Origin of the sequence: Burkholderia sp. MSh2 (assembly GCF_000731655.1) — a bacterium.
Taxonomy (GTDB): domain Bacteria; phylum Pseudomonadota; class Gammaproteobacteria; order Burkholderiales; family Burkholderiaceae; genus Burkholderia; species Burkholderia paludis.
Window position 1 is genome coordinate 1 of the sequence record NZ_JPGM01000114.1, and the last position, 13,265, is coordinate 13,265.

A 13,265-nucleotide genomic window follows, 5' to 3' on the forward strand; every position below is an offset into this window, starting at 1 on the left:
CGAACACCACGGCCTGCTGGGGCTTCAGCACCCCGGTGGACACGACGGTGGCGATCGAGTTCGCCGCGTCGTGAAAACCGTTCATGAAGTCGAATACGAGCGCGACGAGCACGAGCGTCGCGACCATCCAGAGGGCGAGTTGTATCGAATGCATCGTGGTCCGCTCAGGCGTTTTCCAGCACGATGCCTTCGATGATGTTCGCGACGTCCTCGCACTTGTCGGTAATCTCTTCGAGCAGCTCGTAGATCGCCTTCAGCTTGATGAGCGTCTTCACGTCGTCTTCCTCGCGGAACAGCTTCGACATGGCGGCGCGCAGCACGCGGTCGGCCTCCGATTCCCAGCGGTCGATCTCTTCGCATGCCTTCAGGATCTGTGCCGACTGCTTCATGTCCGACAGCATCGAGACCGCCTGCTGCACGTGCTGGGCCGACTGCGTGACGATATGCGCGAGCTGGCTCGCTTCGGACGTGACCGCGCGGACGTCGTACAGGGACACGGCGGTCGCGACGTCTTCCATCAGGTCGAGTACGTCGTCCATCGTCGTGATCAGCTTGTGGATCTCGTCGCGATCGAGCGGCGTGATGAAAGTCTTGTGCAGCAGATCGATCGCTTCGTGCGTGAGCTTGTCTGCGGCCTTCTCGGCGGTCTGCACGTTTTGCTTGTGAATCTCGGCGTCGGCGAGATTGTCGATCAGCAGTTCGAGCTCGCGGCCACCGGCAACGATGTACTTCGCGTGCGCATTGAAGAGTTCAAAGAACTTGCCCTCGGTGGGCATGAATCGACCGAACATGGGATTCCTGAGAGATTGTCAAACTACTGTCACGAAAACGGGCGACATTGTACCGTTTCCGGTCAGGCCGCGCCGCGCACTTATGCGCGCGACGGGATTGGATACAACGCTTGGCAATTTAGGGGTTTACAACCGGCTTTACTCGCCGTAGAAGGTTTGCGCCCCGGCAAAGTTGTCGAACTTCGTGTATTGCCCCAGGAACGTGAGGCGAACAGGACCGATCGGGCCGTTACGCTGCTTGCCGATGATGATTTCGGCCGTACCCTTGTCGGGGCTGTCGGGGTTGTAGACTTCGTCACGGTAAATGAACAGGATCACGTCCGCATCCTGTTCGATTGCGCCAGATTCACGCAAATCCGACATCACCGGACGCTTGTTCGGACGCTGTTCGAGACCGCGGTTCAGCTGCGACAGCGCGATCACCGGCACGTCGAGCTCCTTCGCGAGGCTCTTCAGCGATCGCGAGATTTCCGAGATTTCGGTCGCGCGGTTTTCGCCCTGCGACGAACCCGACATCAGCTGCAGGTAGTCGACGATGATCAGGCCGAGTTTGCCGCACTGCCGCGCGAGACGCCGCGCACGCGAGCGCAGCTCCATCGGGTTCAGGCCGCCCGTCTCGTCGATGAAGAGCTGCGCCTCGCTCATCTTCTGTACCGCGTGAGTCAGTTTCGGCCAGTCCTCGTCCGTCAGGCGACCGGTACGCATCCGGTGCTGATCGAGCCGGCCGATCGAGCCGAGCATCCGCATCACGAGCTGGGTGCCCGGCATTTCCATCGAGAACACCGCGACCGGCAGCCCGTACTCGACCGCGACGTATTCGCCGATGTTCATCGAAAATGCGGTCTTGCCCATCGACGGCCGCCCCGCGACGATGATCAGCTCGCCGCCGTGCATCCCGGACGTCATCCGGTCGAGGTCGACGAAGCCCGTCGGCGTGCCCGTGACGTCGCTCGGGTTCGCGGTGTGATACAGCGTGTCGATCCGCTCGACGACCTGCGTGAGCAGCGGACCGATCTCGAGGAAGCCCTGGTTGCCGCGCGCGCCCTCTTCGGCGATCGAGAACACCTTCGATTCGGCTTCGTCGAGCAGCTGGCGAACTTCCTTGCCTTGCGGATTGAACGCATCGGCCGAGATTTCGTCGGCAACCGACACGAGCCGGCGCAGCACCGCGCGGTCGCGCACGATTTCCGCGTAGCGGCGGATGTTCGCCGCGCTCGGCGTGTTCTGCGCGAGTGCGTTCAGGTATGCGAGGCCGCCGACGTCGTCGGCCTTGCCGGACGTGGTCAGCGCTTCGTACACGGTCACGACGTCGGCCGGGCGCGTCGACGCGATCAGGCGGCCGATGTGCTCGTAGATGATCCGGTGGTCGTAGCGATAGAAATCGCCCTGCGACAGGAAGTCGGCAATCCGGTCCCATGCCGCGTTGTCGAGCAACAGGCCGCCGAGCACCGACTGCTCGGCTTCGACCGAATGCGGCGGGACTTTCAGCGATTCGATTTGGGGATCTTGCGGCGCGTTCATGGGTTGGGATTATCGCGAATTACACAGGACGACGCCATACCGGCCGCCAGTGATAGTGATGCGGCAATAAAAAAGGCAGGCCCCGGTTGCCCGGGCGCCTGCCCTTGTCCGGACGGCGGAAGCCGCCCGGGAAGCCTGCATACGCTTACGCGTGGTCGCCGATCACGTTGATCGTGACGTCGACGACGACGTCCGTGTGCAGCGCGACCTGGACGGTGTGCTCGCCGATCATCTTCAGCGGGCCTTCCGGCATGCGAACTTGCAGCTTCTCGACCTCGAAACCTGCCTTCTTCAGCAGTTCCGCGACGTCGCCGTTCGTGACCGAGCCGAACAGACGGCCGTCAACGCCCGACTTCTGCGTGATGTCGAACGACTGGCCGCCCAGCTTCTCGCCGACTGCCTGCGATGCTGCCAGCTTTTCAGCGGCGATCTTTTCGAGTTCGGCGCGGCGAACTTCGAATTCGGCGATCGCTTCCTTCGTTGCACGGCGAGCCTTGCGGTTCGGGATCAGGAAGTTGCGAGCGTAACCGTCCTTGACCTTGACGATGTCGCCGAGGTTACCCAGATTGGCGACTTTTTCCAACAGAATGATTTGCATTCGAATTCTCCTTATTGCGTCGCCTGATTACGCCTTGTGCTGATCGGTGTACGGCAGCAGCGCGAGGAAACGCGCACGCTTGATGGCCGTATCCAGCTGACGCTGATAGTGCGCCTTCGTACCCGTCAGACGAGCCGGCGTGATCTTGCCGTTTTCGCCGATGAAGTCCTTCAGCGTTTCCGTGTCCTTGTAGTCGATCTGCTCGACGCCTGCAGCCGTGAAACGGCAGAACTTCTTGCGCTTGAAGAGCGGGTTTTGTTGCTGACGACGCTTGTCGAATTTCTTACCAGTCGGGCGGGGCATGATTTCAGTCCTTTCCAATGTCCTGCAATGCTGTGATGTGAAACACCAAGGTTCTCGCGTTGCGGCTTTTCTTTGCCAGGAAGCCCGTGAACAGCGTTTCGACGCCCATTTCACGACGCTCCAGCTTGCCGCTCGCCTCACCGGCCGCCACCGCCTCGATCGTCATTTCGACCTGACGGGGAATGCCTGCTTCGACGACTTCCGTGCGGTGATGCAATGTGGCGCTTGCGATCGGAACACCTGCCGGCGTATATCGCACCGGTGCGCGTTCGACGACGCTCGCCGTCAATTGCAACCTGTTCACGTGAGTGACGCGCTCCTTGATGGCTTAATGAATGACGAACTTAAGCCTGCGCTTCGGTCGGCTGAGCTGCAGCCGCCTTCTTGGCTTCTTCGCGCTGAACTTCCTTCATCATCGGCGACGGGCCGGTTTCGGCCTTCTTCATCTTGACGATGAGGTGACGCAGCACGGCGTCGTTGAACTTGAACGCGTGTTCGAGTTCGTCGAGCGTCGTCTGGTCGCACTCGATGTTCATGCAGACGTAGTGAGCCTTCGCGAGTTTCTCGATCATGTAGGCCAGTTGGCGACGGCCCCAGTCTTCGACACGGTGGATCTGACCGCCGTGCGACGTGATCGTGGTCTTGTAACGCTCGATCATCGCGGGCACTTGCTCGCTTTGATCGGGGTGCACGATGAATACGATTTCGTAATGACGCATTACACACTCCTTGTGGATTGAAGCCACCCGGGCGTCTGAACCGGTGTGGCAAGTGAGAAGCCGAAGATTCTAACCCGTATACGGGGCTCATGCAAGACCAATCGACGCCGCGCCTGCGGATTCGGCCATGTTTTCAAAGACTTGAAACGGCGAACGGGCACGAGCGGCCGCCCTTCGGCTGCCGCTCGACCGGGGTCGGAACATCGGCGCGCCGGGCCGGCGCCCCGCCGTCACTCGCTGCGCGTGCCCGAGAGCCGTGCGTCGAGCGCCGTCCTGAACGCCGCGAGCGCCGACGGCTCGGCGTCCGTCACCGCCCACCACGTCATTCCGGCCGCGTCCCAGCGATCGAGCGCATAGCCCTGCGACACGGTCGCATACGGCGCCGCCGGCCCTTCCCCGGCAGGCCGCACGTAGACGTCGATCACGTGCTGCCGATAGCGGTAGACGAGCACCGCGACGCGGCGGCGCCCGACGTAGTCGAGCCGCCCGCCGACCAGCGCGAAGCCGTTCGTCGCGAGATCCTCGACCGGCGGCGCATAGTCGAGCCGGCCGTTGAACCACGGCTTGACCGTGTGCCGGTCGGTCGAGATGACGTCGATGTCGCGCGCCGACAGGTCGGCCCGCACGTGGCTCGCGACGAGTTCGTCGACCGTGCGGTCGGTGTCGGCATGGCGCGCGGACAGCACCATGCCGCCTGCCGCGGCCAGCGCCACCAGCAGCGCAACGCCCCAGCCAAGTCCGGGCAGCGCGACGGCGCCCGGCCATGCACCGGCCTGTGCCGGTCGCGCCGCGCCGCCGCGCCCCGCCGGCCACCACGCAAACCAGCGGCGGCCGCCCGACCGCGGCCTGGGCTGCGCCTGCGGTTGCGATTCGACCCGCGGTTCGACCCGCGGCGGTTCGGCGGCGGGAGCCGGGGCAGGCGCGGCGGCGGCCGGCAGGCTCGCAAGAATGCTCGCTCGCAGCGCATCCGGCGCGCGGTGATAGTCGGCCTGCCGCACGGCCTGTACCAGCGTGACGATCCGCGCGCGCTCGCGGCGGCAGGCATCGCACCCTTCGACATGCTGCTGGACCCGCAGCGCATCGGGCGCCGACAGCTCGCGGTCGACGTCCGCGTCCAGCAACGCGCGCGCTTCGTTACAGTCCATCGATCGCCTCCGATGCGGTTCCGCCCGCCGGCGCACGGCCCGGCCGGCCTTCGTTCGCCGCCGCCGGCGCGTCGCCCAGCAGCGCGGCAAGCTTGCGGCGACCGCGCGCGAGCCGCGACATCACCGTGCCGACCGGCACGTCCGCGATCGCCGCGATCTCGCGGTAACTCAGGTCCTCCATCTCGCGCAACACGAGCACCTCGCGGTATTCGGGCGGCAGCTTCGCCAGCGCCGCATTCACGATCCGCGCGTTCTCGCCGCGCAGCAGGTGCGCGAGCGGGTCCTCCGTCGCCGGCTGCCAGTCGTCGGGCACGTCGGTGTCGTCGAGCGTGTCGGGCAGCGCGACCTCGTGCGCATGCGTGCGGCGCCGCCACTCGGTGTACCAGGTGTGGCGCACGATCGTCAGCAGCCACGGCCGCGCGTTGTCGCCCCGGCACGAATCGACGAAGCGCAGCGCGCGCATGCACGCGTCCTGGACGACGTCGTCGGCGTCGCCGGCGCTGCCGCTCAGCCAGCGCGCGAGGTTGTACGCGGCGTCGAGATGCGGCAGCACGAGCGCGCGAAACCGCTCGCCGCGCGCGGCCGCGTCGTCTGCCCTCGGTTCATCGACCGCCTGTCCGGCTTGCCCCACATGGCCTCCCTGGTCCCGGCGACCGAAGCCGCGCCCGTTCCGCGCACGGCGCCCGGACAGACCGGCACGGTGCGCGCTTGCCGACCATACCGTCGTTGCGTCGAGTTTATTCCCGCGCCGCGCCCCTGGCGCGTAAAAAAACCGGAACGGCCCCGTGGCCGGGGCCGCCCGCTCCGCTAAGGCGTGGTGCTCCAGTAACCGGGGCGCGCGTAGGCGGCGCGCAGATAGTCGATGAAGTAGCGCACGCGCGCCGGCACGTAACGCTGCTGCGGGTAGACCGCGAGGATGTCGTAGTCGGGCAGCGCATACTCGTCGAGCACGGTCTCGAGCTCGCCCGTCTCGAGCTGCGCGGCGATTTCCCACGTCGAGCGCCAGCCGAGCCCGAGGCCTTCCGCCACCCAGCGATGCAGCAGCTCGCCGTCGTTGCAGTCGAGATTGCCCGTCACGCGCATCGTCGCGATCTTGCCGTGGCGCTGGAAATACCAGCCGCGGTTCTGCCCGCCCTGCAGGTTGAAGGCCAGGCAGTTGTGCTTCAGCAGATCGTCGAGCGATTTCGGCCGGCCGTGCCGCCGGAAATACCCGGGCGTGCCGCATACGACGCGCCGGTTCGACGCGAGCTTCACCGCGACGAAGTTCGGATCGACCGCGCCGCCGATACGGATCGACAGGTCGTAGCCTTCCCGGACGAGGTCGACGACACGGTCGGTCAGGTTGAACGACAGCTGCATCTCGGGCTTGTCGGCCAGGAAGCCGGGCGCATGCGGCGCGACGTGCTTGCGCCCGAACGCGGCCGGCGCCGACACGATCAGGTGACCGCTGACCGCACGCCGCCCGGCGGCCAGCTCGTTCTCGGCCTGATCCCATTCCGACAGCAGCCCGCGACAGCGCTCGAGGAACGCGGCGCCCTCCTCGCTGACGACCAGCCGCCGGGTCGAGCGGTACATCAGCTTCACGCCGAGGCGCTTCTCCAGCGCATCGATGCGCCGCCCGAGCACCACCGGCGACACGCCCTCCTCGAGCGCCGCCGCCGCGAGGCTGCCCGCATCGGCAACCCGCACGAACGTCTCGATCTGCTTGAAGCGATCCATCTCGCGTCTCCGTGTCCGTTCCGGCCGTGGCGGAAACCCCGTCAGGCCGTCATTCCATACTTTTAGTTTCGAAATAAGCGACTCCGGCGGATCTTATCAAACCTTTCCTGCATCCCTAAAGTGTCCTCAACCGATCCATTCGCAAGATCCGCCACATTCAAGGAGACATTCATGGCCAAGATGAGAGCCGTCGACGCGGCAGTGCTCGTGCTCGAGAAGGAAGGCATCCAGACCGCGTTCGGCGTGCCGGGCGCGGCGATCAACCCGTTCTACTCCGCACTGCGCAAGTCCGGCGGCATCAGCCACGTGCTGGCCCGCCACGTCGAAGGCGCGTCGCACATGGCCGAAGGCTTCACGCGCGCCGCGCCGGGCAACATCGGCGTGTGCATCGGCACCTCGGGCCCCGCGGGCACCGACATGATCACGGGCCTCTACTCGGCGTCGGCCGACTCGATTCCGATCCTCGCGATCACGGGCCAGGCGCCGCGCGCCCGCCTGTACAAGGAAGATTTCCAGGCCGTCGACATCGAGTCGATCGCGAAGCCCGTCACGAAGTGGGCCGTCACCGTGCGCGAGCCGGCGCTCGTGCCGCGCGTGTTCCAGCAGGCATTCCATCTGATGCGTTCGGGCCGTCCGGGCCCGGTGCTCGTCGACCTGCCGATCGACGTGCAGCTCGCCGAAATCGAATTCGACATCGACACGTACGAACCGCTGCCGGTCTACAAGCCCGCGGCCACGCGCGCACAGGTCGAGAAGGCGCTCGCGATGCTCAACGACGCGGACAGGCCGCTGATCGTGTCGGGCGGCGGCGTGCTCAACGCGGCAGCCGAAGACCTGCTCGTGCAGTTCGCCGAAACGATCGGCGTGCCGGTGATCCCGACGCTGATGTCGTGGGGCGCGATTCCGGACGACCACCCGCTGATGGCCGGCATGGTCGGCCTGCAGACGTCGCACCGCTACGGCAACGCCACGCTGCTCGCGTCCGACTTCGTGCTCGGCATCGGCAACCGCTGGGCGAACCGCCACACGGGCAGCGTCGAGGTGTACACGAAGGGCCGCAAGTTCGTGCACGTCGACATCGAGCCGACCCAGATCGGCCGCGTGTTCGGCCCGGATCTCGGCATCGTGTCCGACGCGAAGGCGGCGCTCGAACTGTTCGTCGCGGTCGCGCAGGAATGGAAGGCCGCCGGCAAGCTGAAGGATCGCGGCGCCTGGGTCGCCGACTGCCAGGCACGCAAGCGCACGCTGCAGCGCAAGACCCACTTCGACAACGTGCCGGTCAAGCCGCAGCGCGTGTACGAAGAGATGAACAAGGTGTTCGGCCGCGACACGTGCTACGTCAGCACGATCGGCCTGTCGCAGATCGCCGCCGCGCAGTTCCTGCATGTGTTCAAGGCGCGCAACTGGATCAACTGCGGCCAGGCCGGCCCGCTCGGCTGGACGATCCCCGCCGCGCTCGGCGTGCGCGCGGCCGATCCGCGCCGCCCGATCGTCGCGCTGTCCGGCGACTACGACTTCCAGTTCATGATCGAGGAGCTGGCGGCCGGCGCGCAATTCAAGCTGCCGTACGTGCACGTCGTCGTGAACAACTCGTACCTCGGGCTGATCCGCCAGGCCCAGCGCGCGTTCGACATGGACTACTGCGTGCAGCTCGCGTTCGACAACGTGAATGCGCCGGAGCTGAACGGCTATGGCGTGGACCACGTGGCCGTGGCGGAAGGCCTCGGCTGCAAGGCGCTGCGCGTGTTCAAGCCGGAAGAGATCGAACCGGCGCTGCGCCAGGCGCAGACGCTCGCGGAAGAGTTCAGCGTGCCGGTGGTCGTCGAGGTGATCCTCGAGCGCGTGACGAACATCTCGATGGGCGCCGAAATCGACGCGATCAACGAATTCGAGGATCTCGCGGAAACCGCCGAGCATGCGCCGACCGCGATCTCGATGCTCGACTGAACCGCACGACATTTTTTGACCGACCGACCGAAGAGGCTTAGCTCATGCCGAAGTTCGCTGCAAACCTGACCATGCTGTTCAACGAAGTGCCGTTCCTCGACCGCTTCAAGGCGGCCGCGGACGCGGGCTTCGACGCCGTCGAATTCCTGTTCCCGTATCCGTATGCGAAAGAGGAGCTTGCCGAGCGGCTCGAGACGCATCGCCTGCGCCTCGTGCTGCACAACCTGCCCGCCGGCAACTGGGATCAGGGCGAGCGCGGCATCGCCTGCCTGCCCGACCGCGTCGGCGAGTTCCAGGAGGGTGTCGGCCGTGCGATCGAGTACGCGAAGGCGCTGAAGGTGCCGCAGCTGAACTGCCTGGTCGGCATCCCGTCGGCCAGCACGGCGCGCGACAAGACGTTCGTCACGATCGTCGACAACCTGCGCTTCGCCGCCGACGCATTGAAGCGCGAAGGCATCCGCCTGCTCGTCGAGCCGTGCAACAGCTTCGACATCCCGGGCTTCGCGCTGAACCGCTCGTCGGAAGGCCTCGACGTGATCCGCGCGGTGGGTTCGGACAACCTGTTCCTGCAGTACGACATCTATCACATGCAGCGCATGGAAGGCGAACTGGCCGCGACGATCGAACGCAACCTCGCGTCGATCGGCCACGTCCAGCTCGCGGACAACCCGGGCCGCAACGAACCGGGCACGGGCGAGATCAACTACGCGTTCCTGTTCGCGCTGCTCGACCGGCTCGGCTACGCCGGCTACGTCGGCTGCGAATACAAGCCCCGCACCACCACGACGGAAGGGCTCGGCTGGCTGCAGCACGTCGCCGGCTGCGCGCCGGGTTCGGCGCGCCGCGCCGCCTGAGCAGCGCCCTTCCCGTTTTCAGCCCTATAGGAGACTTTCACATGGCAACCATCGGTTTCATCGGCCTCGGCATCATGGGCGCGCACATGGCGCGCAACCTGCTCAAGGGCGACTACCCGCTCGTCCTGAACGGCGCGTTCCCGATCCCGGACGACCTGCGCGCCGCCGCGAAGGTCGTCGCGAACTCGACCGAAGTCGCGCAGCACGCCGACATCGTCATTGCGATGGTGCCGGACACGCCCGACGTGCGTAACGTGCTGTTCGCCGACGACGGCGTCGCGAAGGGCCTGACGGCCGGCAAGCTCGTGATCGACATGAGCTCGATCTCGCCGCTCGACACGCAGGAATTCGCGAAGCAGATCAACGCACTCGGCTGCGACTACCTCGACGCGCCGGTGTCCGGCGGCGAGGTCGGCGCACGCGAGGCGTCGCTCACCATCATGGTCGGCGGCCCCGAGCAGGCCTTCGAGCGCGCGAAGCCGCTGTTCGAGAGGATGGGCAAGAACATCACGCTGGTCGGCGACAACGGCGCGGGCCAGACCTGCAAGGTCGCGAACCAGATCATCGTCGCGCTGAACATCGAGGCCGTCGGCGAAGCGCTGCTGTTCGCCGCCCGTTCGGGCGCCGACCCGGAGCGCGTGCGCCAGGCGCTGATGGGCGGCTTCGCCGCGTCGCGCATCCTCGAAGTGCACGGCGCGCGGATGACGAAGCGCACGTTCGACCCGGGCTTCCGCATCGAACTGCACCAGAAGGACCTGAACCTCGCACTCGACGGCGCACGCAAGCTCGGCCTCGCGCTGCCGCACACCGCGAGCGCGCAGCAGCTGTTCAGCGTGTGTGCGTCGCACGGCGGCAAGGCATGGGATCACTCGGCGCTCGTGCGTGCGCTCGAGATCATGTCGAACTTCGAGATCGAGAAGACGGCAGGCTGAGCGCGGGCCGCAATCGACCGATGCGATGACGTGCGGTTCGTCGCCACGACGGACACACGTACGACATACGCAGGACCGGCCGCGGCCGGTCGCATCGATGCGCGACGCACTCGCGCATCACGGTGGGGCGCCCCGCCGCGCATCGTCAAACACGTGCGCGACGGGGCGAAAAACGCCGCTCTGGGCTGAGAGCGGCGTGGTGGGGTCCGCAGCGGCACCCGGCGGCGCCGGGGAAGCCTTGGTCGGTCAGACGTCGTCGTCGGGTGTCCGCCTGTCGGATTTCGCGTATTACATTTCTTTACGTTCAAGCGTGCGATTTTTCATGCAATCGTCGCCATGAACGCCTACACTTTCGCCACGCCTTTCGAGAAAACCGCCGCGCTTGCGCTCACCTTCGGTGGACGCGCCCAGCGCGGTGTTTTTTTCGCCACTTCACGGCGCGTTTTCTTTTCAACCACCTAAGGAGTGCAACGATGGGTCTTCTTTCGTTTATCAAAGAGGCGGGTGAAAAACTGCTGGGTCACGCCGACGAGCAAGCGGCCGCCGACCCGAATGCCGCCAACCAGACCGCGGCCGATGCAATCAAGAACTACATCAACGCGCAGGGGCTCGATACGTCGAACCTCACCGTGGCGTTCGACGGCGCGTCGCGCACCGTGACGCTGTCGGGCAGCGTGGCCGACCTCGACACGAAGGCCAAGGTCAAGGTCGCCGCCGGCAACGTGCAGGGCGTCGCGGGCGTCAACGACGACGATCTGCAGCCGGACGATCCGCAAGTGCAGTACCACGACGTCGTGTCCGGCGACAACCTGTGGAAGATCGCCGAGAAGTACTACGGCGACGGCTCGAAGAACACGGCGATCTTCGATGCGAACCGGCCGATGCTGTCGAGCCCGGACCGGATCTATCCGGGCCAGAAGCTCGTGATTCCGCCGCAGTCCTGAGCATTCTTGCCGGACCGATGAAAAAAGGCAGGCCGTCGGCCTGCCTTTTTCATTGGGCCGCGCCGCGCGTGCCGTTCGCCGCGTTACAGCGTATCGAATGCGCGTTGCAATGCGTCGCGATCGTGAATGCCGTTCGCGAGCGCGAGCATCAGCAGCACGCGCGCCTTGAACGGGCCCAGCGACCCTGCGCTGACGAAGCCGAGCGCATCGTCGTTCGCGGCGCCGTTGCGCATCACGTGCCCCGAGCCGACTCGCGACGCGCGCACCACCGCCACCCCCGCGTTCGCCGCGTCGGCCAGCGCCGCCTGCAGCGTCGCGTGGATCGACCCGTTGCCGGTACCCGCGACGACGAGGCCGCGCACGCCGGCCGCGACGAGCGCGTCGACGGCCGTGCGCGTCACGCCCGCATAGCTCGCGACGACCTCGACGGACGGCCAGGCTGCGGCGATCGCCAGTTGCGTGTCGCGCGAACGCGTGACGCGGCGCGCGAATTCGACGCGGCCGTCCTGCACCCAGCCGAGTGCGCCGAGTTCCGGCGACTGGAACGCGTCGACCGCGTAGGTGCTCGTCTTCACGACGTCGCGTGCGCCATGGATCCGGTTGTTGAACGCGATCAGCACGCCCTGCCCGCGCGCGGACGGATGCGCGGCCACCGTCACGGCGTTCAGCAGGTTCAGCGGGCCGTCGGACGACAGCGCGGTCGCCGGCCGCATCGCAGCCGTCAGCACGACCGGCTTGTCGCCCCTGACGACCAGGTGCAGCGCATACGCGGTTTCCTCCAGCGTATCGGTGCCGTGGGTGATCACGATGCCGTCGACCGCCGGGTCGGCCATCAGCGCGTCGATCCGCGCGGCGAGCGTATTCCATAGCGGCAGCGCGAGGTCCTTGCTGTCGATGCTGGCGACCTGCTCGGCGTCGATGCGCGCGACCGACGCGAGCGCCGGCACCGCGTCGACCAGGAAGCTGACGCCGAGCGCGCCGGCCTGGTAGCCGGCCGTGCTGGTCGCGTCGGGCGCGGCGCCGGCGATCGTGCCGCCGGTGGCGAGCACGGCGATGCGCGGCAGCGCCGCCGTCGACGGAAGGGATGCGGGATTCGGTGTATTCATGGCCGCGATTGTAATGGCTTGCGGCCGGGATCCGGCAGGTTCCGGCGCGGCAGCCGGCGTGTCATCCGGCGCCGGCGGCCGCGCGTCATGGTTTGTCCCGATCGCCCGGCCGGAGGCGCCGTCAACGGCTGTGGCATCCGCAGCGTTACAGGAAGTGCCATTTTGGTGTTTTCACATTGATTTGCCATAATCGGAACGCGCAGTGCGATACGGCCCTGTCCACCTCGCACCGTGCTTCGTGACGGCATCGATAACACGCAATTCAGCCCATGGGAGTGTCGAAATGAAAATCCAATCGCTCGTAGCCGCAGTACTTCTCGGCGGCATGCTGGCTTCCCCCGCGTTCGCGGCGAACAGCCAGCAGGACAAGATGAAGGCCTGCAACACCCAGGCAGCCGGCAAGACGGGCGACGACCGCAAGGCGTTCATGAAGGACTGCCTGTCGGCGAAGCCCGCGAAGAAGATGTCGCAGCAGGACAAGATGAAGGCGTGCAACACGCAAGCCGCCGACAAGAAGGGCGACGACCGCAAGGCGTTCATGAAGAGCTGCCTGAGCAGCCAGCCGGCCGCCTGAGTTCCGGCGCTCCCGTATCGAATGCCGCGCTCCGCTTCGGCGGGCGCGGCATTTTTGTTTTCGTTGCCTGCGCATCGACGCGCGCCCTTCCCTACCCGCCTACCCGCCCTCC

16 protein-coding genes and 1 pseudogene are annotated in these 13,265 nt (G+C 66.2%); 6 read left to right on the top strand and 11 right to left on the bottom strand.

Translation table 11 applies throughout. The features are described from left to right. From GQ57_RS42760 to GQ57_RS37205, 10 genes and pseudogenes are all read right to left on the bottom strand, one after another. Positions 1–154: pseudogene (locus GQ57_RS42760) on the bottom strand (inorganic phosphate transporter); the annotation flags it as partial. 10 nt (positions 155–164) lie between these two features. Beyond that, a complete protein-coding gene (locus GQ57_RS37165; RefSeq protein WP_031399237.1) occupies positions 165–791 on the bottom strand; it encodes a DUF47 domain-containing protein in 627 nt (208 codons plus the stop codon). 138 nt (positions 792–929) lie between these two features. Next, entirely contained in the window at positions 930–2,312 is a 1,383-nt protein-coding gene (locus tag GQ57_RS37170; protein WP_006486249.1) for a replicative DNA helicase, read from the bottom strand. A gap of 145 nt (positions 2,313–2,457) precedes the next feature. Next, positions 2,458–2,910, bottom strand: coding sequence for a 50S ribosomal protein L9 (gene rplI, locus GQ57_RS37175; protein ID WP_031399238.1), 453 nt, complete (start codon positions 2,908–2,910; stop codon positions 2,458–2,460). A 27-nt stretch (positions 2,911–2,937) separates the two neighbouring features. Continuing rightward, the gene (rpsR, locus tag GQ57_RS37180) at positions 2,938–3,213 is read right to left on the bottom strand and encodes a 30S ribosomal protein S18 (protein ID WP_006486248.1); all 276 of its coding nucleotides are present in this window, start codon (positions 3,211–3,213) and stop codon (positions 2,938–2,940) included. Between the two features lie 4 nt (positions 3,214–3,217). Further along, positions 3,218–3,517 (bottom strand): primosomal replication protein N, encoded by a 300-nt coding sequence (priB, locus tag GQ57_RS37185; RefSeq protein WP_031399239.1) that lies wholly within the window; start codon positions 3,515–3,517, stop codon positions 3,218–3,220. A 40-nt stretch (positions 3,518–3,557) separates the two neighbouring features. Beyond that, entirely contained in the window at positions 3,558–3,932 is a 375-nt protein-coding gene (gene rpsF, locus GQ57_RS37190) for a 30S ribosomal protein S6 (protein ID WP_006402295.1), read from the bottom strand. A 230-nt stretch (positions 3,933–4,162) separates the two neighbouring features. After that, positions 4,163–5,077 (bottom strand): anti-sigma factor family protein, encoded by a 915-nt coding sequence (locus GQ57_RS37195; RefSeq protein ID WP_034200523.1) that lies wholly within the window; start codon positions 5,075–5,077, stop codon positions 4,163–4,165. Beyond that, positions 5,067–5,708 (bottom strand): RNA polymerase sigma factor, encoded by a 642-nt coding sequence (locus tag GQ57_RS37200; RefSeq protein ID WP_031399241.1) that lies wholly within the window; start codon positions 5,706–5,708, stop codon positions 5,067–5,069. Before GQ57_RS37200 ends, GQ57_RS37195 begins: the two co-directional genes overlap by 11 nt. Positions 5,709–5,884: 176 nt before the next feature. Next, positions 5,885–6,796: a LysR family transcriptional regulator gene (locus GQ57_RS37205; RefSeq protein WP_031399242.1), complete on the bottom strand. Its 912-nt coding sequence runs from the start codon at positions 6,794–6,796 to the stop codon at positions 5,885–5,887. 171 nt (positions 6,797–6,967) lie between these two features. On the opposite strand from GQ57_RS37205, the gene gcl reads away from it, so the two are divergent. The 5 genes from gcl (at position 6,968) to lysM (ending at position 11,473) form a co-directional block, all read left to right on the top strand. Beyond that, on the top strand, positions 6,968–8,743 hold the full coding sequence (gcl, locus tag GQ57_RS37210; protein WP_031399243.1) for a glyoxylate carboligase: 1,776 nt from the start codon (positions 6,968–6,970) through the stop codon (positions 8,741–8,743). A 44-nt stretch (positions 8,744–8,787) separates the two neighbouring features. Then, positions 8,788–9,597 carry a hydroxypyruvate isomerase gene (hyi, locus tag GQ57_RS37215; protein WP_031399244.1) on the top strand — a complete coding sequence of 270 codons (810 nt, stop codon included), beginning with the start codon at positions 8,788–8,790 and terminating at the stop codon, positions 9,595–9,597. Between the two features lie 41 nt (positions 9,598–9,638). Continuing rightward, complete coding sequence (locus GQ57_RS37220; protein ID WP_031399245.1) at positions 9,639–10,529, top strand: 2-hydroxy-3-oxopropionate reductase; 891 nt, start codon at positions 9,639–9,641, stop codon at positions 10,527–10,529. Between the two features lie 336 nt (positions 10,530–10,865). Next, positions 10,866–10,991, top strand: coding sequence for a hypothetical protein (locus GQ57_RS44205; RefSeq protein ID WP_265183113.1), 126 nt, complete (start codon positions 10,866–10,868; stop codon positions 10,989–10,991). Positions 10,992–11,002: 11 nt separating this feature from the next. After that, on the top strand, positions 11,003–11,473 hold the full coding sequence (gene lysM / locus GQ57_RS37225; protein ID WP_031399246.1) for a peptidoglycan-binding protein LysM: 471 nt from the start codon (positions 11,003–11,005) through the stop codon (positions 11,471–11,473). Between the two features lie 83 nt (positions 11,474–11,556). On the opposite strand, the gene GQ57_RS37230 is transcribed toward lysM, so the two are convergent. Further along, complete coding sequence (locus tag GQ57_RS37230; protein ID WP_034200524.1) at positions 11,557–12,579, bottom strand: asparaginase; 1,023 nt, start codon at positions 12,577–12,579, stop codon at positions 11,557–11,559. 283 nt (positions 12,580–12,862) lie between these two features. Between GQ57_RS37230 and GQ57_RS37235 the strand changes: the two genes are divergently transcribed. Next, a complete protein-coding gene (locus GQ57_RS37235) occupies positions 12,863–13,153 on the top strand; it encodes a PsiF family protein (RefSeq protein WP_031399248.1) in 291 nt (96 codons plus the stop codon). Positions 13,154–13,265: the final 112 nt, after the last annotated feature.